The sequence below is a fragment of the Marinomonas posidonica IVIA-Po-181 genome (genome assembly GCF_000214215.1).
GTDB classification, from domain to species: Bacteria; Pseudomonadota; Gammaproteobacteria; order Pseudomonadales; family Marinomonadaceae; genus Marinomonas; species Marinomonas posidonica.
In genome coordinates this window covers 2,845,022-2,862,090 of record NC_015559.1, presented here as the reverse complement: position 1 = coordinate 2,862,090, position 17,069 = coordinate 2,845,022, and the positions used below count along the sequence as shown (strand labels likewise).

Here is a 17,069-nt window from a genome sequence, read left to right as displayed (position 1 = left end):
TGTTTAATATAACTGATTGAATAGTGCACGAAATTTGCTCCCGTTAAAAGTAAGGAGGCGCTCTGAAAGGGTTAAATTTAAAGGAAAAGTGGCTAGCAACGGCAAAATCTTATGATGACTTGTTTAAGTTGTCTTTATTGGGTGGCTTATGTGGCTTAGTGTGTGGTTTGGTCATGGCCTTTTTTTATATGGTCATGTATGTGCCTGCTCGTTATTTTATTGAGATGGAGTTTGATTCCTTTACTTCTCTTCCGCTGATAACTCGTATGACTCTGCCTGTTCTGGCTTGCTTTCTTTTGGCCTTATTATTTCATTTGATCCCTAAGGCTTACCACAAGGTTGGCGTACCGTATGTTGTGGAGAGATTGACTTACCATGGTGGTCATTTGCCCGTTTGGAATGGTCTGGTGCAATTTGTCTCTGCTGTTGTTGGCTTGCTTGGTGGCTTGTCTATGGGCAAAGAGGGGCCTGCTGTTCATCTTGGTGCGACGCTAGGTAGTGTGTTGGCAGTGCGAACAAAGTTGACCCAATACGGTGTCGAAACCATGTTGGCTTGTGGTGTGGCTGGGGCGATAGCGGCAATATTTCAGACCCCATTGGCGGGTGTGTTGTTTGCCTTTGAAGTGATCTTTTTAGAGTATCGACAGCGTTTTGTATTGCCGGTATTGCTGTCTTCTGTGGTGGCGACCTTTGTTAGTCATTACCTAATTGGGCCGATGAATGCGTTTGATATTGATGCGCTGCATCATGTGACTTTATCGCTCGAATTATTGGCCGCTTGTCTGCTATTGGTGGTGATGATTGTTCTGCTGGTGGCGTTGTTTTTCCATATTCAAAAAGTAACTTGGCGCTTTAGCCAGGTTTCTGTCTGGTGGCGCTTTGCAATCGTTGCCCTGTTAACGGCTCTTGCGGCGGCTTATCTGCCTGAAAGTTTAGGAATTGGTTACGCTTCTTTGAGTCGCTTATTGGCAGGTGAGGTGTTTGTCTATGCTTTATTGGTGTTGATCTTAGTAAAAACGGTATTGACGGCTGTTACTATTGGCCTTGGTATTCCTGGCGGTATGATTGGGCCAGCTTTCGTTATTGGTGGTTTGGCAGGCGTTTTTGTTGCTTTGGTTTTTGGAGTAGAAGCAGGCAATATAGCCTTGTTCGCCTTACTGGGAATGGCTGCAATGATGGCGGCCAGTTTTCAAGCACCATTGACCGCTTTGGTGGCCATCATCGAAATGACGCAATCTTCCGCCTCCATTGTTCCTGCCTTGTTTGTCATTGTATTGTCTTGTCTCTTGCTTAGGGTGGTGTTTCATCAAGAATCCATTTTTGTAGAAAGACTGAAGTTTATGGGAATGGCCTCCTCTATTAGTCCATTTCGTCGTCATTTACGACAGCATAAAGTGTCTTCTGTATCGGATGCCGCTTTGCTCCTGCCGGTTAAGATTCCCCTTGAGCAAGTGAAGGATTTGGCTTCAAGTGTGGTAAACTATGTAGCATTTGAAGCCGATGGATGTTGGTATTGGGTACATCGTTCTCATGTGTTAGATGCTTTGCAGAACTTAGACTTTGGCCCACAACCTTGGCTTGGCTTCGATCAAGGTGTGGGTATGATGGATCTAAGGCTTGCGGTTGCATCTGAAGCCATTTTGCAAATTGATGAGCCATCTTCTTTAGAGGCTTTATTGGATTGGTTTCAAGAAACCAGACAAAATGATGTACTGATTCGTTTACCGAATGCCACTTATTGTGTGGTTTCCAAACATCACTTGGATCACTTTTTACTGAAACATGACGACTAAAGTCGGCCTTTGTTTTGTATGAATGAGAATGTATTAGTTGTAGGATTTAGCAAATTATGAGTCGTTCAGAAGATCTTTATGCGCGCGCGCAACACCGTATTCCTGGTGGCGTTAACTCCCCCGTTCGAGCGTTTAATGGTGTTGGTGGGACACCGGTATTTTTTCAGCGTGGTGAAGGTGCGTATGTTTATGATGAAGATAAAAAACGCTATGTCGACTATGTTGGCTCTTGGGGGCCAATGATTTTAGGTCATTCTCACCCTGACGTATTAGCGGCGGTACGCCAGCAGCTAGATTATGGTTTAAGTTTTGGTGCACCAACGGAAGTGGAAATCACCATGGCGGAGAAGGTGTGTGAATTAGTCCCTTCTATGGACATGGTACGCATGGTGAACTCAGGTACCGAAGCGACCATGAGCGCGATTCGTCTGTCGCGAGGTTATACAGGTCGTGACAAAATCGTGAAATTTGAGGGCTGTTACCACGGCCATTCGGATTCTTTACTGGTGAAAGCTGGTTCGGGGGCCTTGACTCTGGGTGTGCCCAATTCTCCAGGTGTGCCTGCGGATTTGGCAAAGCATACCATTACACTGCAATACAATGATATTGAAGGTGTGAAGCAGTGTTTTTCTGAAATCGGTGCGGACGTGGCCTGTATCATTGTTGAGCCTGTGGCTGGCAATATGAATTGCATTCCACCGGTAGCGGGTTTTTTAGAAACCTTGCGCCAAGTATGTGATGAGTCTGGTGCAGTGTTGATCTTTGATGAAGTGATGACTGGTTTTCGTGTGGCATTGGGCGGCGCTCAGCAGCACTATAATATTCAACCAGATTTAACCACGTTAGGGAAAGTGATTGGTGCTGGCATGCCAGTAGGGGCTTTTGGCGGTAAGCGTGAGATTATGGAATGCATCTCTCCGTTAGGGCCTGTGTATCAAGCAGGAACTTTGTCGGGCAATCCAGTTGCTATGGTGGCCGGTCTGGCGGTTCTGAATAAAATCAGCGAGCCTGACTTCCACAAATCGCTAAGTGAAAAAACCGCGCGTTTGGTCACGGGGTTAAAATCTGCCGCGGACGAGGCTGACGTGCCATTTTGTGTCGTGAGCGTGGGCGGCATGTTTGGTTTCTTCTTTACCGAAGCTGAAAAGGTCACCAGCTTCGCGCAGGTACAAGAGTGTGATTTAGAAAAATTTAAAGCCTTTTTCCATTATATGTTGGAAGAGGGGGTGTATTTTGCCCCAGCCTCTTTCGAGGCCGGTTTTATTTCTCAGGCGCACACAAACGAAGACATTGATTTTACCATCGCAGCGGCAAAACGAGCGTTTGCTAAGCTGACGTAATTATATTGAAAAGAAGGTTATTTTGAATGCCTAATGATGACATTAAAGACCCCGAAATGGATAAGGCGGATATAGACTCAATGGATGAAGCTGAAATTTGCGATGAGAAAAAGCAGCCTAGGAAAGAGGTTTACCTGTTACCTAATTTGTTCACAACTGCTGCTTTGTTTTCGGGCTTTTATTCCATCATCGCTGCGATGAATGGGGATTATGGTCATGCGGCCGTGGCGATCTTTATATCCATGGTATTTGATGGTTTAGATGGGCGTGTCGCTCGTCTGACTCATACGCAAAGTGCTTTTGGCGCTGAATATGACTCTTTGGCGGATATGGTGTCGTTTGGTATTGCACCAGCGTTAGTGGCTTTTACTTGGTCATTGGCACCGCTCGGAAAAGTAGGATGGATTGCCGCTTTTATTTATGCGGTCGGTGCAGCGTTGCGCTTGGCTCGTTTTAATACCATGTTAGGAATAGAAGAAAAGCGTTATTTCACTGGATTACCAAGTCCGGCGGCGGCGGCCATTGTGGCGAGTGTGATATGGGCGGCAAATGAAAGTGGTATTTCAGGTGAAGCGCTTTCAACCCTAATGGCATTGCTGGTACCTGTGGTTGGTCTTCTGATGGTGAGCAATGTCAAATACCGTAGCTTTAAAGATTTGAATTTGAAAGGTCGTGTGCCTTTTGTGGTGTTGTTGATGGCGGTGCTGGTATTGGTGTTGATCGCACTTGAGCCTTCATTAGTACTGATGTCGGTATTCTGCTTGTATGGCCTTTGGGGTATTGGCGGCATTATTTTTAAATCTTTACGGTAATAATCTTCGTCCTCAAACCGACTAAGCTATATCGAATAGACTTGTGTCGGTTTTGAACCTTTCTCTGCAGGCACACTCTATTAATCAAGTCTCCAAATAGAGGTGTGCCATGCGAATCAAAATTGCAAAAGCGTCAGATTGTCACGAAAACAGTGTGACACCTGAATCCGTTTACTTAAATCGACGTCAATTTATGCAAGCTGGCCTGATCGGAGCGAGCTCTATAGGCTTGTCAGGTCGAGTGCTTGCAGTGGGTCAAGATGTCAGTCCTCTTGCTGTACCAGCTTCTCTTAAGAGTGCCTTTAGTCAGTTAGGCAAAACATCCTATGGGCAATCCGAAACACTGGCTCCTTATGACGTGGCAACTACCTACAACAATTTTTATGAATTCGGTTATGGTAAAAGTGATCCTGCGGATTATGCTGATTCCATGCAAGCATTTCCTTGGAAAGTGCGAGTAGAAGGTGAAGCGGATAAAACGGGTGATTTTGATGTAGAAGACTTTATAAAAGACAGTCAATTGGAAGAACGGATTTACCGTTTAAGGTGTGTTGAAGCTTGGTCTATGGTGATACCTTGGATTGGTGTGCCATTGGGTGAGTTTCTTAAGAAATTCCAGCCTAATTCAAAAGCGAAATACGTGTATTTTGAAACCTTATATGACCCTGAGCAAATGCCAGCCCAGCGCGGCAACGCACTAGATTGGCCTTATCGTGAAGGCTTGCGCATTGATGAAGCGATGAATTCTCTGGCCTTTCTGGCGGTTGGTATGTATGGGAGCGTATTGCCAAATCAAAATGGTGCGCCACTTAGGTTAGTTTTGCCTTGGAAATATGGTTTTAAAAGCATTAAATCGATTGTCTCGATTCGGTTTGTAGAAGAGCGGCCTAACACTACTTGGAATATGTTAGCGCCAAGCGAATATGGTTTTTTTGCAAATGTAAACCCAGGAGTTGACCATCCAAGGTGGTCTCAAAAGCAAGAGCGACGATTGCCTGGTGGCGTGTTGTTTCCGAATGTCATTGAGACAGAGATGTTTAATGGTTACCAAGAAGAAGTGGCTGGCCTTTATCAGGGCATGGATTTGGTTAGGAATTACTAAATGGTGAGCTTTTGGGATAGGCGAGAAAAGCCGTTGGTTTGTTTTGTATTTTGTTTGCCTTTCATTTGGATGTTTGTGTCATTGCTGCAAGGGCAGTATTTTCCTGATCCAGGTAAAATATTGATGGAGCTAACTGGTATATGGGCTTGTGTGTCCATGGTGTTGGTTTTATTTATGTCACCTTTAACGAAATACGCCAAGATAAAAGTGATATCACGATATCGTCGATTTATAGGATTAGGGGCTTTTCTATATACATTGCTGCATTTACTGACTTATTTGGTTTTATTTTCAGGGTTGAGCTGGACGTGGATTGCGTCAGATTTTATTGAGAAACCTTATATTTATGCTGGGGTTGGAGCATTTTTGATCTTACTGGTGCTGGCCATAACAAGTCATAAAAAAATGATTAAGAAATTGGGTAAGCGATGGAAGCCATTGCATCGATTGGTGTATCTCGCTGTTCTGTTGATACTCTTGCATTTATGGTGGCAAATAAAGAGTGATACCAGCATTCTTGTCTGGTTCAGTGCTTTTATTATTCCATTGCTTCTTATACGTATTCCGCAAACTCAGACTGTAAGAAAGTATTTTTCAAAAAAGAATTAAAAAGAGCTTGCTAAAAATCTGTAGATCCTTAATATACGCCCTCGCTGACACGGACAGGGCTTCACTCTCTAGTAGAGGTAAGCAGCTTAAGTGGCACGGCAACGCTCTTTAAAATAGATAATCAGATAATTTGTGTGGGCGCTCGCTGGGGCTTCAAAAAAATTGAAGTCTTACGAGAGTCAAACACGTCAATTCGCTTTATTAAGTAATTGTTAGTGTTTCGAATTTTGAGTAAGCAAACTTTTTAACTGAAGAGTTTGATCATGGCTCAGATTGAACGCTGGCGGCAGGCTTAACACATGCAAGTCGAGCGGAAACGATGATAGCTTGCTATCAGGCGTCGAGCGGCGGACGGGTGAGTAACGCGTAGGAATCTGCCTAGTAGAGGGGGACAACATGTGGAAACGCATGCTAATACCGCATACGCCCTTTTGGGGAAAGGAGGGGATCTTCGGACCTTCCGCTATTAGATGAGCCTGCGTGAGATTAGCTAGTTGGTGGGGTAAAGGCCTACCAAGGCGACGATCTCTAACTGGTCTGAGAGGATGACCAGTCACACTGGGACTGAGACACGGCCCAGACTCCTACGGGAGGCAGCAGTGGGGAATATTGGACAATGGGCGCAAGCCTGATCCAGCCATGCCGCGTGTGTGAAGAAGGCCTTAGGGTTGTAAAGCACTTTCAGGAGTGAGGAAGGGTAGTTTGTTAATACCAAATTACTTTGACGTTAGCTCCAGAAGAAGCACCGGCTAACTCTGTGCCAGCAGCCGCGGTAATACAGAGGGTGCAAGCGTTAATCGGAATTACTGGGCGTAAAGCGCGCGTAGGTGGTTTGTTAAGTCTGATGTGAAATCCCAGGGCTCAACCTTGGAATGGCACCGGATACTGGCAGGCTAGAGTACGGTAGAGGGGTGTGGAATTTCCTGTGTAGCGGTGAAATGCGTAGATATAGGAAGGAACATCAGTGGCGAAGGCGACACCCTGGACTGATACTGACACTGAGGTGCGAAAGCGTGGGGAGCAAACAGGATTAGATACCCTGGTAGTCCACGCCGTAAACGATGTCTACTAGCCGTTGGGTTGTAATGACTTAGTGGCGCAGCTAACGCAATAAGTAGACCGCCTGGGGAGTACGGCCGCAAGGTTAAAACTCAAATGAATTGACGGGGGCCCGCACAAGCGGTGGAGCATGTGGTTTAATTCGAAGCAACGCGAAGAACCTTACCTACTCTTGACATCCAGAGAACTTAGCAGAGATGCTTTGGTGCCTTCGGGAACTCTGAGACAGGTGCTGCATGGCTGTCGTCAGCTCGTGTTGTGAAATGTTGGGTTAAGTCCCGTAACGAGCGCAACCCTTATCCTTACTTGCCAGCACTTCGGGTGGGAACTTTAAGGAGACTGCCGGTGACAAACCGGAGGAAGGTGGGGACGACGTCAAGTCATCATGGCCCTTACGAGTAGGGCTACACACGTGCTACAATGGCGTATACAAAGGGCAGCTAACTTGCGAGAGTGTGCAAATCCCATAAAGTACGTCGTAGTCCGGATTGGAGTCTGCAACTCGACTCCATGAAGTCGGAATCGCTAGTAATCGTGGATCAGAATGCCACGGTGAATACGTTCCCGGGCCTTGTACACACCGCCCGTCACACCATGGGAGTTGATTGCTCCAGAAGTAGCTAGCTTAACCTTTCGGGGATGGCGGTTACCACGGAGTGGTCAATGACTGGGGTGAAGTCGTAACAAGGTAGCCCTAGGGGAACCTGGGGCTGGATCACCTCCTTAAACGATATGAAGCACTGGTGAGCGTTCACACAAATTATCTGATATCTGTAGTTTAGAGTGTCGTAGTCTGAATCGATTTGATTTAGCACAGATTGGATTAGTTGATCAGTTGGTTAGAACGCACCCCCTTTACTAAGGTAGAGAGCAGGGTGAGGTCACAGCCGACTAGGTTGAGAATCTAGTAAGTATGGGTCTGTAGCTCAGTTGGTTAGAGCGCACCCCTGATAAGGGTGAGGTCGGCCGTTCAAATCGGCCCAGACCCACCAAAATCTCAATAACGGCGTTATTCAAGTTCTCGTTTAGCAGGCTAAACGTCATACTTAAAAGCCTTGTTGTTGAAATTTTGGTGGATACTTTAATGTTTAATCATTGAAGTCGGTTACAAAGACGAAAAAATGGGGCTATAGCTCAGCTGGGAGAGCGCCTGCTTTGCACGCAGGAGGTCTGCGGTTCGATCCCGCATAGCTCCACCATTTCTTGGAAAACATACACGACACAATCAAAGCCTTAAGCAAGATACTACTAACCCTGCATGATTCGTTATGCGGAGGTGATTTATAGTCTCTGACTTAGTGCTTTGCACTAAACTTGCTCTTTAACAATTCGAATTTTGAAATAACGATGAATCAAGCGTTAAACCGGTGGAAAGCACTTTAACCTAGTGACTTTCTATTATCGTAAATCCAGAGAAGAGACAAAAGCTTCTTTGGTATGTGATTCTTAATATGACACTCTTCTGAGTGGAAACTATTTTGGGTTATATGGTCAAGTGACCAAGCGTGCACGGTGGATGCCTTGGCAGTCAGAGGCGATGAAGGACGTGGTAATCTGCGAAAAGCTCGGGGGAGTCGATAAACAGACTTTGATCCCGAGATGTCCGAATGGGGAAACCCACTCTACTTGTAGAGTATCCCACAGTGAATACATAGCTGTGTGGAGGCGAACCCGGGGAACTGAAACATCTAAGTACCCGGAGGAAAAGAAATCAACCGAGATTCCCTAAGTAGCGGCGAGCGAAAGGGGATTAGCCCTTAAGTTGATTTGGTGTTAGTAGAAGACTCTGGAAAGGGTCGCCGTAGAGGGTGATAGCCCCGTATACGAAAACGCCATTTTAATGAAAACGAGTAGGACGGGACACGTGTTATCCTGTCTGAATATGGGGGGACCATCCTCCAAGGCTAAATACTCCTGACTGACCGATAGTGAACCAGTACCGTGAGGGAAAGGCGAAAAGAACCCCTGTGAGGGGAGTGAAATAGATCCTGAAACCGTGTACGTACAAGCAGTGGGAGCCGATTTATTCGGTGACTGCGTACCTTTTGTATAATGGGTCAACGACTTATTTTCAGTAGCAAGGTTAAGCGAATAGTGGAGCCGTAGGGAAACCGAGTCTTAATAGGGCGTTTAGTTGCTGGGAATAGACCCGAAACCGGGCGATCTATCCATGAGCAGGTTGAAGGTTGGGTAACACTAACTGGAGGACCGAACCCACGTACGTTGAAAAGTCCGGGGATGACTTGTGGATAGGAGTGAAAGGCTAATCAAGCTCGGAGATAGCTGGTTCTCCTCGAAAGCTATTTAGGTAGCGCCTCGCGTATTGCCATTGGGGGTAGAGCACTGTTTGGGCTAGGGGGTCATCCCGACTTACCAACCCCATGCAAACTCCGAATACCAATGAGTATGAGCGCGGGAGACACACGGCGGGTGCTAACGTCCGTCGTGGAAAGGGAAACAACCCAGACCGTCAGCTAAGGTCCCAAAGTTACAGTTAAGTGGGAAACGATGTGGGAAGGCTCAGACAGCTAGGAGGTTGGCTTAGAAGCAGCCATCCTTTAAAGAAAGCGTAATAGCTCACTAGTCGAGTCGGCCTGCGCGGAAGATATAACGGGGCTCAAACTGTACACCGAAGCTACGGATTCAAGATTTATCTTGGATGGTAGAGGAGCGTTCTGTAGGCCGTTGAAGGGAAAGCTGTAAGGCATCCTGGAGGTATCAGAAGTGCGAATGTTGACATGAGTAACGATAAGGGGAGTGAAAAACTCCCCCGCCGGAAGACCAAGGTTTCCTGTCCCATGTTAATCAGGGCAGGGTGAGTCGGCCCCTAAGGCGAGGCAGAAATGCGTAGTCGATGGGAAACAGGTTAATATTCCTGTACTCGTGTATATTGCGATGGAGAGACGGAGAAGGCTAGGCCAGCGCGGCGATGGTTGTCCGCGTTTAAGGTTGTAGGCTGGGGTTTTAGGTAAATCCGGAACCCTTTAAGGCTGAGAATTGATGACGAGTCCTCTTTTGGACGAAGTGGTTGATGCCCTGCTTCCAGGAAAAACTTCTAAGCTTCAGATATACAGGAACCGTACCCCAAACCGACACAGGTGGTCAGGTAGAGAATACCAAGGCGCTTGAGAGAACTCGGGTGAAGGAACTAGGCAAAATGGTACCGTAACTTCGGGAGAAGGTACGCCGGCCGGTGTGAAGGACTTGCTCCGTAAGCACTAGTCGGTCGAAGATACCAGGTGGCTGCGACTGTTTATTAAAAACACAGCACTCTGCAAACACGAAAGTGGACGTATAGGGTGTGACGCCTGCCCGGTGCTTGAAGGTTAATTGATGGGGTTAGCGTAAGCGAAGCTCTTGATCGAAGCCCAAGTAAACGGCGGCCGTAACTATAACGGTCCTAAGGTAGCGAAATTCCTTGTCGGGTAAGTTCCGACCTGCACGAATGGCGTAACGATGGCCACACTGTCTCCACCCGAGACTCAGTGAAATTGAAATCGCAGTGAAGATGCTGTGTATCCGCGGCTAGACGGAAAGACCCCGTGAACCTTTACTATAGCTTCACAGTGAACTTTGAACCTACTTGTGTAGGATAGGTGGGAGGCTTTGAAGATAGGACGCCAGTTCTATTGGAGCCAATCTTGAAATACCACCCTGGTACGTTTGAGGTTCTAACTCAGGTCCCTTATCGGGATCGAGGACACTGTGTGGTGGGTAGTTTGACTGGGGCGGTCTCCTCCCAAAGAGTAACGGAGGAGCACGAAGGTGTGCTCAGCATGGTCGGAAATCATGCATAGAGTGTAAAGGCAAAAGCACGCTTAACTGCGAGACAGACACGTCGAGCAGGTACGAAAGTAGGTCTTAGTGATCCGGTGGTTCTGTATGGAAGGGCCATCGCTCAACGGATAAAAGGTACTCCGGGGATAACAGGCTGATACCGCCCAAGAGTTCACATCGACGGCGGTGTTTGGCACCTCGATGTCGGCTCATCACATCCTGGGGCTGAAGCCGGTCCCAAGGGTATGGCTGTTCGCCATTTAAAGTGGTACGCGAGCTGGGTTTAGAACGTCGTGAGACAGTTCGGTCCCTATCTGCCGTGGACGTTTGAGATTTGAGAGGAGCTGCTCCTAGTACGAGAGGACCGGAGTGGACGAACCTCTGGTGTTCCGGTTGTCACGCCAGTGGCATTGCCGGGTAGCTACGTTCGGACGGGATAACCGCTGAAAGCATCTAAGCGGGAAGCCTCCCTCAAGATAAGATCTCACTGGAACATAAGTTCCCTAAAGAGCCGTTGAAGACTACGACGTTGATAGGTTGGGTGTGTAAGTGCTGTGAGGCATTGAGCTAACCAATACTAATTGCTCGTGAGGCTTGACCATATAACACCAAAGTGGTTTTACTGTATAATGGAGTGATTCATTAACAGGCACATAGATTACGATCCGGTTTAATACTTGATCCACGTTATTTCAAAATGAATTGTTAAAGATCCAAGCAACGTATTCGCGTGTTTTGGTTGCAGAGTAGAAGAACTCGAACCGGAACGATACGCAAACCGAATTGCTTGACGATCATAGAGGCGTTGAACCACCTGATCCCATCCCGAACTCAGAAGTGAAAAGCGCCATCGCCGATGGTAGTGTGGGGGATCCCATGTGAGAGTAGGTCGTCGTCAAGCTTTATATTAAGAAGCCCTGATAGGTTATCCTGTCAGGGCTTTTTTACGTCTGTAGAAAACTTAGGATCCGAAGTAGCGGCACCTTGTGTCACTGACGTCGTCAGCGGCTTACGTTGCTTCGGATCTTGCGCGATGTTATCAAGATGATTTAAGGATGAAGCAAAGCTTCAGATCTGTGAGGTCGTCAGCGTCAATCAAGAAGCCCTGATAGGGTATCCTCTGTCAGGGCTTTTTATGTCTAATGGAAAGTGTTTGGAAGTAATTCCAAGTTCTCTTGGTTTAACCGCTCTGCCATGCCATTAAAGACTCCTACCGTTTATCCAATTAGAAAGCTATCGATTATTTGCTATTGGTTGTGCCTCAAAAGTTAGAGGTCTGATATAACTAAATTTCATGTTTTTGTCTTTTAACTATGTATATTAGTATATATCTTTTATATAGATAATATTTTTTTATTACGTATACGCTAGTGACTAATTTCATATTTTAAATAGTAGGTGATATATGAGAGTAATTAAGCTCCTAATCATAAAAATTTTGTTTTTCCTCTCCTTGAGTACGCTTTTAGGTGCATGCGCTTTGCCTCCTCCAGCACCATATTATTCTCCAGCGCCAACTCCTTATTATGTGCCGCCTCCAGCACCAGTGCCGTATACACTCTCCCCCAGACGAGTTTCGTTTTAGGGATTGTTTTGCATTAAAGTAGTGTTGATAAATTACTTTAAAAAGTGGGTTGTGTTTCATCAAAAAAGTGTATTCTTTATAAGCCTCTTGTTTTTTCATACTTAGGGAAATGGGATGGACACCCCACCATCGGCATTTATGTGCCAAGTTTAGTTGTTGAGCCCGAGTCTGAACTTGTGTTTTATTGTCTGCAGCTGAGTGCTGTACTAGAATTCAGGCCCCCCTATTTACCGCTTTTAAAGGATAAGAAAATGGGCTTAGAGAAAGCGCCGGACCATGTTAAATTGGCGGTGGATTTAATTGAATTATTAGAAACCAATGAAATAGCGCCTGACGTGGCTGTTGAGGCATTGCGTTTGGTGTTAAATGACTTTGAAAATAAGCTGAGTGCTGCTGAATAAGTTAGTAACAGCGAATCCCATTAGCAAGGAGGGGAGATGGCTACTGTAGCAATGATTCTGGTGGCGGCGGTTGCGCTGTTGCACTTTTATATCATGTATTTAGAAATGTGTTTATGGGATAAACCTAAGGGACGAAAGGCTTTTGGTTTAAATGAAGAGTTTGCTGCTTCCACTAAGGTCTTGGCTGCAAATCAGGGCCTGTATAATGGTTTTCTTGGTGCAGGTTTGTTATGGGGGTTATGGTTAGGCCAGAGTGGTCAGTCGGTCGTGGTTTTCTTTTTGCTTTGTGTCTTGATTGCAGGTATTTATGGTGGAATCAGTTCGAGTAAGAAAATTCTCTATATTCAAGCTTTGCCGAGTGCCATTACACTTTTATCTATTTTTGCCCTATAGCATGCTATTCCGCTCTAATTTTCTTTAGAGCGGAATAGCAATCACATTATTTAAGCCAGTTTTTTAGCGCTTTTTGTCAAGCGGATGGCTTGATCACAAGCGTTGGCTAACTCGGCTCCTTTTTTGACAAAATGACGGCTAAAGTAGTTTTTGTGCTCATCGTGCTCATGGAAGTTATGTGGCGTGAGTACGGCTGTCACAACTGGTATTTCTGTTTCCAACTGAACTTGCATAAGTGCGCTGCAAACCGTTTGAGCAACAAAGTCATGGCGATAAATGCCACCGTCGACGACAAGTGCTGTACCTGCAATAGCGGCATATTGACCACTTTTTGCAAGAAGTTTCGCTTGTAGTGGAATTTCGTAAGCACCTGGTACCGAGATAAGATCGATTAAATCTTTTGTGTAGCCACGAGCGCTTAGCTCTTCTGTGAAGGCATTGACACAGTTCATTACGATGTCTTCATGCCAAGCAGCATGTAAGATCGCAATGCGTTTGTTAGCTGGATTAAAATCATGTTGATTCGTTGAGCTCTGATTCATTTTTGTATCCTATAACAGCGAAATGTGAATCAGGGCGAACGGGCAGGCAAACACACCGTAATGTTATTACGGCATACCATAGTTTGGCATTGCCAAAGGGCAATACCAGTAGCGGTTTTGTCTGACGCGCTCTCTATCATCCGGACTATAACCGTCGGCTCTGGAGTCTCACCAGATCTGCTGACCCTAATCAAAGTAGACTAGGCGCTCGCGGGCTTAGAAATGAATTCTTTACCGCCGGTGGGGAATTTCACCCCGCCCCGAGAACGAAATCGGAATCTCTTCCGATGCATGAAATATACTTGCTCAAATCAAGTTTTGTCAAAACTTTAATAGGGTTAGATACAGGTTTTATAAGTTGTCGCCTTTGATTGTCACGTAATGACACATTCCTGAGGCTTTGGTAACAAAAAATAACCATATGTGGGTGGTGCTTTACTTCATTTCAGGTTGGTTTTCTTTATATTAACGCCTTACAGTTCCGCTTATAAGAATGGAGTCTTAGTTATGTTTCATCGCAAATTTACCTTGCCAAATTGCGCCATTCTTGGTGTTGCGATCATTTTAAGTGCTTGCTCTTCTCAACCGTCTGGCGAGTCAGACCAAACTGCTCAGTCTAATCTTGAGGATATTGGGCAAACGAATGTGGTCTCTTATCGTTGTGAAAAGCAAAGCTTACAAGCTTATTTTCATGGTAATCATGCTGAGATTGTATGGCAGGGTAAAAGTCACTATTTGACTCAGGCTGTCAGTGCTACTGGTACCAGTTACCTAGGTGAATCTATTTCATTCTGGGCGCATCAAAATGAAGCGGAACTGGAGTTAGAGGACGGTACTCATTTGTCTTGTCAGTTATTAAAAGTAGAGTCCTAATATTAATATTGCCTGAGAATACTTCACTTTAAATCCCGCTGTTTTCATCCCTCCTTTTTGGTATTAAGTGTACAATACCTGCTATTCAAGCCTGTTCGGCAAAATTGTTATTTGTAGAGTAAAAATGAGCAAACTTTTTGTGATGGGAATGGGCCCAGGAGATTTGGGTCTAGTAACGCCGAATGCAACACGAGCACTAGCGGCTTGTAGTGATTGGGTGGGCTATGGTTATTATCTCAACCTATTGGGCGATTTAAGTGAAGGTAAGCAGTTTCATGACTTACCTTTAGGTGAAGAAATTGGTCGTGCTCGCTTGGCGTTATCATTGGCTGCGGAAGGCAAAACGACCGCACTAATTTCTAGTGGTGACATTGGCATTTATGCCATGGCGACCTTAGTATTTGAATTGCTTGATCTGCAGCTGCAAGGGAAAGAATCTCACCCTGAGTGGTTGGATGTAGACATTGAAGTGATTCCAGGTATTTCAGCGATGCAAGCTGGAGCCAGTCGCGTTGGTGCCATGTTAGGGCATGACTTTTGTACCATCTCTCTTTCCGATTTATTAACCCCTTGGGAAACCATTGATAAACGATTGCATGCCTGTGGTGCAGGGGACTTTGTTGTTTCGTTTTATAATCCGGTATCGAAAAAGCGTGATTGGCAGTTGAATCATGCTCGAGACGTATTACTGCAATACCGACCGGCTAGTACGCCTGTGATGATTGGCCGTCAGTTGACCCGCCCTGAAGAAGCGATTCGATGCATTACTCTAGGCGAATTAGATGCTAAGGATGTGGATATGTTTACCATGGTGAGCGTTGGAAACTCTGATAGCAAGCACATTGTTAATGGTCATAAAGAGTGGATTTATACTCCTCGTGGCTACTCTAAGAAATTGTAATTAAGAGACTCAATATGACGGTGTATTTTATTGGTGCTGGCCCTGGCGACCCAGATTTAATGACGGTGAAAGCGGTGAACACCATTGCGGCTTGCCAAGTGATTCTATACGCAGGCTCTTTGATCCCAACTCAGGTCATTGACAGTGTACGTGGTTCGGCGGATGCGATTTATGATACGGCGGAAATGAATCTCGATGAAACGACAGCGGTAATAGAACAAGCCGCCCGAGAGGGAAAGGATGTGGCTCGTTTGCAGTCAGGCGACCCGGCTTTGTACGGTGCGATTGGTGAGCAAATTCGACGCTTGGAAGTCCTGAACATAGATTATGAGGTGATACCCGGTGTCAGTGCGGTGGCCGCCTCTGCCGCTTTGTTAAAAAAAGAGTTAACCCTGTCTGGTGTGTCGCAAACCGTGATTATGACCCGTTATGAAGGCAAAACCCCATTTCCAGAAAGGGAACGTTTACCGGCTTTAGCTCAAAGTGGGGCGACTTTAGCCATTCATCTCGGTATTACCCGTATTCATAAAATTGTCGAAGAACTCATCCCTTATTATGGCGAAGATTGCCCGGTGGCTGTGTGTTATCGCACTAGTTGGCCTGATCAGGATTACGTGGTCGGCACTCTGGCCGATATCGTCAGCAAGGTTCGAGAGAAGAAATTCACCCGCACCAGTTTAATTTTGGTTGGTAAGGTTCTAGATACAGAGGACTTTGCTGATTCGTATTTATATGACAAGGGTCAGGCGCATATTTTTCGCAAAATACACCGACCTAAGAACAAAAAGGATGGCACATGCAATTAAATAAAATCCCCACAACGATTGTCACGGGCTTTCTGGGAAGTGGTAAAACCACCTTACTGTCGAATGTTTTAAAACAGGCAGCTGGCAAACGCATTGCCGTCATTGTGAACGAATTTGGTGAACTGGACATTGACTCAGATTTACTGCGATCTTGCCCCTTGGATTGTGATGATGAACAGAGCGAGAGCCAGCGTAGCCAAGACGGTTTTTACGAGCTAGCGAATGGCTGTATCTGTTGTACGGTGGAAGAAGAGTTTCTTCCGGTGATGGAGCAGTTGGTAGCTCGCCGTGATGACATTGATCATATTTTGATTGAAACCAGTGGTTTGGCTTTGCCTAAGCCCTTGGTTCAGGCATTTAATTGGCCGGGGATTAAAGAACATTGCACAGTAGATGCGGTTATCACTGTTGTGGATGGTCCCGCAGTGGCGGCAGGCCGATTTGCTCACAACGAGGAGCAAGTACAAGCACAGCGTCTGGCAGACGAAAGCTTAGATCATGACCCTAGTTTACAAGAGCTGTTAGACGATCAGTTGAGTGCTGCGGACTTAGTTGTGGTCAGCAAGAACGATTTATTGGATGAAATTGAACGGGATAAGGTTCAAGCCGTGATTGCTAATGAAGTACCGAGTACCGTGAAGACGGTATACATAGAGCATGGTGAAGCGGAGCTGGATAAATTGCTGGGTATTGATGCGGCGAGCGAGTCTCGCATTGATGACATACATAATCATCATGATCATCACCATACGCACGGAGAGCACCATGAACACGCTCACGATCACTTTGATTCTTTTGTGGTGAAGCTGGGAGAAGTATCCTCTGATCTGTTGCAAGAAGCACTAGAGCAGTTAATAGAAGAGCATAATATATTTCGCGTGAAAGGCTTTGCTGCGGTGCATGGTAAACCCATGCGTCAGGTTTTTCAGGCCGTAGGACGACGTTTAGATCGTTACTTTGATCGTTTGTGGCAAGCAGAAGAAATTCGTCAGACGCAATTGGTCTTTATCGGTAAAGGCATCGACAAAGAAACCATTGAAGGCGCGTTGAATGATGCGTTAAGCGCTTAGTAGAAG

General features: G+C 45.9%; 12 protein-coding genes, 2 tRNA genes, 3 rRNA genes and 1 riboswitch. Of the genes, 16 read left to right on the top strand and 1 reads right to left on the bottom strand.

Features of this window, described 5'->3' with window-relative positions; genetic code table 11:
• Nucleotides 1–119 precede the first annotated feature (119 nt).
• The 12 genes from MAR181_RS13140 to MAR181_RS13090 all read left to right on the top strand — a co-directional run bounded on the left by MAR181_RS13140 (nt 120) and on the right by MAR181_RS13090 (nt 12,871).
• Nucleotides 120–1,793: a chloride channel protein gene (locus MAR181_RS13140; RefSeq protein WP_245546160.1), complete on the top strand. Its 1,674-nt coding sequence runs from the start codon at nt 120–122 to the stop codon at nt 1,791–1,793.
• A 56-nt stretch (nt 1,794–1,849) separates the two neighbouring features.
• Nucleotides 1,850–3,133, top strand: coding sequence for a glutamate-1-semialdehyde 2,1-aminomutase (hemL, locus tag MAR181_RS13135; RefSeq protein WP_013797079.1), 1,284 nt, complete (start codon nt 1,850–1,852; stop codon nt 3,131–3,133).
• A 26-nt stretch (nt 3,134–3,159) separates the two neighbouring features.
• Nucleotides 3,160–3,945, top strand: a complete 786-nt coding sequence (gene pssA / locus MAR181_RS13130) for a CDP-diacylglycerol--serine O-phosphatidyltransferase (RefSeq protein ID WP_013797078.1) — start codon at nt 3,160–3,162, stop codon at nt 3,943–3,945.
• 109 nt (nt 3,946–4,054) lie between these two features.
• Nucleotides 4,055–5,047 carry a protein-methionine-sulfoxide reductase catalytic subunit MsrP gene (gene msrP / locus MAR181_RS13125; protein ID WP_013797077.1) on the top strand — a complete coding sequence of 331 codons (993 nt, stop codon included), beginning with the start codon at nt 4,055–4,057 and terminating at the stop codon, nt 5,045–5,047.
• A 69-nt stretch (nt 5,048–5,116) separates the two neighbouring features.
• Nucleotides 5,117–5,656, top strand: coding sequence for a protein-methionine-sulfoxide reductase heme-binding subunit MsrQ (locus MAR181_RS13120; RefSeq protein WP_245546245.1), 540 nt, complete (start codon nt 5,117–5,119; stop codon nt 5,654–5,656).
• A gap of 245 nt (nt 5,657–5,901) precedes the next feature.
• Nucleotides 5,902–7,441, top strand: a 16S ribosomal RNA gene (locus MAR181_RS13115).
• 189 nt (nt 7,442–7,630) lie between these two features.
• Nucleotides 7,631–7,707: transfer RNA gene (locus MAR181_RS13110), tRNA-Ile, on the top strand.
• 131 nt (nt 7,708–7,838) lie between these two features.
• Nucleotides 7,839–7,914 (top strand) — tRNA-Ala (locus MAR181_RS13105).
• Nucleotides 7,915–8,204: 290 nt separating this feature from the next.
• Nucleotides 8,205–11,094: ribosomal RNA gene (locus MAR181_RS13100) — 23S ribosomal RNA — on the top strand.
• 184 nt (nt 11,095–11,278) lie between these two features.
• A 5S ribosomal RNA gene (gene rrf / locus MAR181_RS13095) occupies nt 11,279–11,393 on the top strand.
• The 16S, 23S and 5S rRNA genes sit together here with 2 tRNA genes alongside, the layout of an rRNA operon.
• A gap of 935 nt (nt 11,394–12,328) precedes the next feature.
• The gene (rsmS, locus tag MAR181_RS18260) at nt 12,329–12,478 is read left to right on the top strand and encodes a pleiotropic regulatory protein RsmS (RefSeq protein WP_013797075.1); all 150 of its coding nucleotides are present in this window, start codon (nt 12,329–12,331) and stop codon (nt 12,476–12,478) included.
• A 36-nt stretch (nt 12,479–12,514) separates the two neighbouring features.
• Nucleotides 12,515–12,871 carry a DUF1304 domain-containing protein gene (locus MAR181_RS13090; RefSeq protein WP_013797074.1) on the top strand — a complete coding sequence of 119 codons (357 nt, stop codon included), beginning with the start codon at nt 12,515–12,517 and terminating at the stop codon, nt 12,869–12,871.
• A 50-nt stretch (nt 12,872–12,921) separates the two neighbouring features.
• Here the strand turns inward: MAR181_RS13090 and MAR181_RS13085 are convergent, their stop codons facing one another.
• Nucleotides 12,922–13,413, bottom strand: a complete 492-nt coding sequence (locus tag MAR181_RS13085; protein WP_013797073.1) for a 6,7-dimethyl-8-ribityllumazine synthase — start codon at nt 13,411–13,413, stop codon at nt 12,922–12,924.
• Nucleotides 13,414–13,537: 124 nt separating this feature from the next.
• A riboswitch (FMN riboswitch) is annotated at nt 13,538–13,685 on the bottom strand.
• 235 nt (nt 13,686–13,920) lie between these two features.
• On the opposite strand from MAR181_RS13085, the gene MAR181_RS13080 reads away from it, so the two are divergent.
• From MAR181_RS13080 to cobW, 4 genes are all read left to right on the top strand, one after another.
• Nucleotides 13,921–14,286 carry an MliC family protein gene (locus tag MAR181_RS13080; RefSeq protein WP_013797072.1) on the top strand — a complete coding sequence of 122 codons (366 nt, stop codon included), beginning with the start codon at nt 13,921–13,923 and terminating at the stop codon, nt 14,284–14,286.
• A 124-nt stretch (nt 14,287–14,410) separates the two neighbouring features.
• Nucleotides 14,411–15,187, top strand: coding sequence for a precorrin-3B C(17)-methyltransferase (cobJ, locus tag MAR181_RS13075; protein ID WP_013797071.1), 777 nt, complete (start codon nt 14,411–14,413; stop codon nt 15,185–15,187).
• Between the two features lie 14 nt (nt 15,188–15,201).
• A complete protein-coding gene (gene cobM / locus MAR181_RS13070) occupies nt 15,202–15,993 on the top strand; it encodes a precorrin-4 C(11)-methyltransferase (protein ID WP_013797070.1) in 792 nt (263 codons plus the stop codon).
• Nucleotides 15,984–17,063, top strand: a complete 1,080-nt coding sequence (gene cobW, locus MAR181_RS13065; protein ID WP_013797069.1) for a cobalamin biosynthesis protein CobW — start codon at nt 15,984–15,986, stop codon at nt 17,061–17,063. The genes cobM and cobW overlap by 10 nt, the downstream gene beginning before the upstream one ends.
• The last annotated feature ends 6 nt before the right edge of the window (nt 17,064–17,069 follow it).

What these genes read in the sequence shown, in the direction of transcription:
- hemL (WP_013797079.1), top strand. Translation starts at nt 1,850, where the DNA reads ATGAGTCGTTCAGAAGATCTTTATGCGCGCGCGCAACACCGTATTCCT.
- cobM (WP_013797070.1), top strand. Translation starts at nt 15,202, where the DNA reads ATGACGGTGTATTTTATTGGTGCTGGCCCTGGCGACCCAGATTTAATG.
- MAR181_RS13085 (WP_013797073.1), bottom strand. Translation starts at nt 13,413, where the DNA reads ATGAATCAGAGCTCAACGAATCAACATGATTTTAATCCAGCTAACAAA.
- msrP (WP_013797077.1), top strand. Translation starts at nt 4,055, where the DNA reads ATGCGAATCAAAATTGCAAAAGCGTCAGATTGTCACGAAAACAGTGTG.
- MAR181_RS13090 (WP_013797074.1), top strand. Translation starts at nt 12,515, where the DNA reads ATGGCTACTGTAGCAATGATTCTGGTGGCGGCGGTTGCGCTGTTGCAC.
- MAR181_RS13080 (WP_013797072.1), top strand. Translation starts at nt 13,921, where the DNA reads ATGTTTCATCGCAAATTTACCTTGCCAAATTGCGCCATTCTTGGTGTT.
- cobJ (WP_013797071.1), top strand. Translation starts at nt 14,411, where the DNA reads ATGAGCAAACTTTTTGTGATGGGAATGGGCCCAGGAGATTTGGGTCTA.
- rsmS (WP_013797075.1), top strand. Translation starts at nt 12,329, where the DNA reads ATGGGCTTAGAGAAAGCGCCGGACCATGTTAAATTGGCGGTGGATTTA.
- cobW (WP_013797069.1), top strand. Translation starts at nt 15,984, where the DNA reads ATGCAATTAAATAAAATCCCCACAACGATTGTCACGGGCTTTCTGGGA.
- MAR181_RS13120 (WP_245546245.1), top strand. Translation starts at nt 5,117, where the DNA reads ATGTTTGTGTCATTGCTGCAAGGGCAGTATTTTCCTGATCCAGGTAAA.
- pssA (WP_013797078.1), top strand. Translation starts at nt 3,160, where the DNA reads ATGCCTAATGATGACATTAAAGACCCCGAAATGGATAAGGCGGATATA.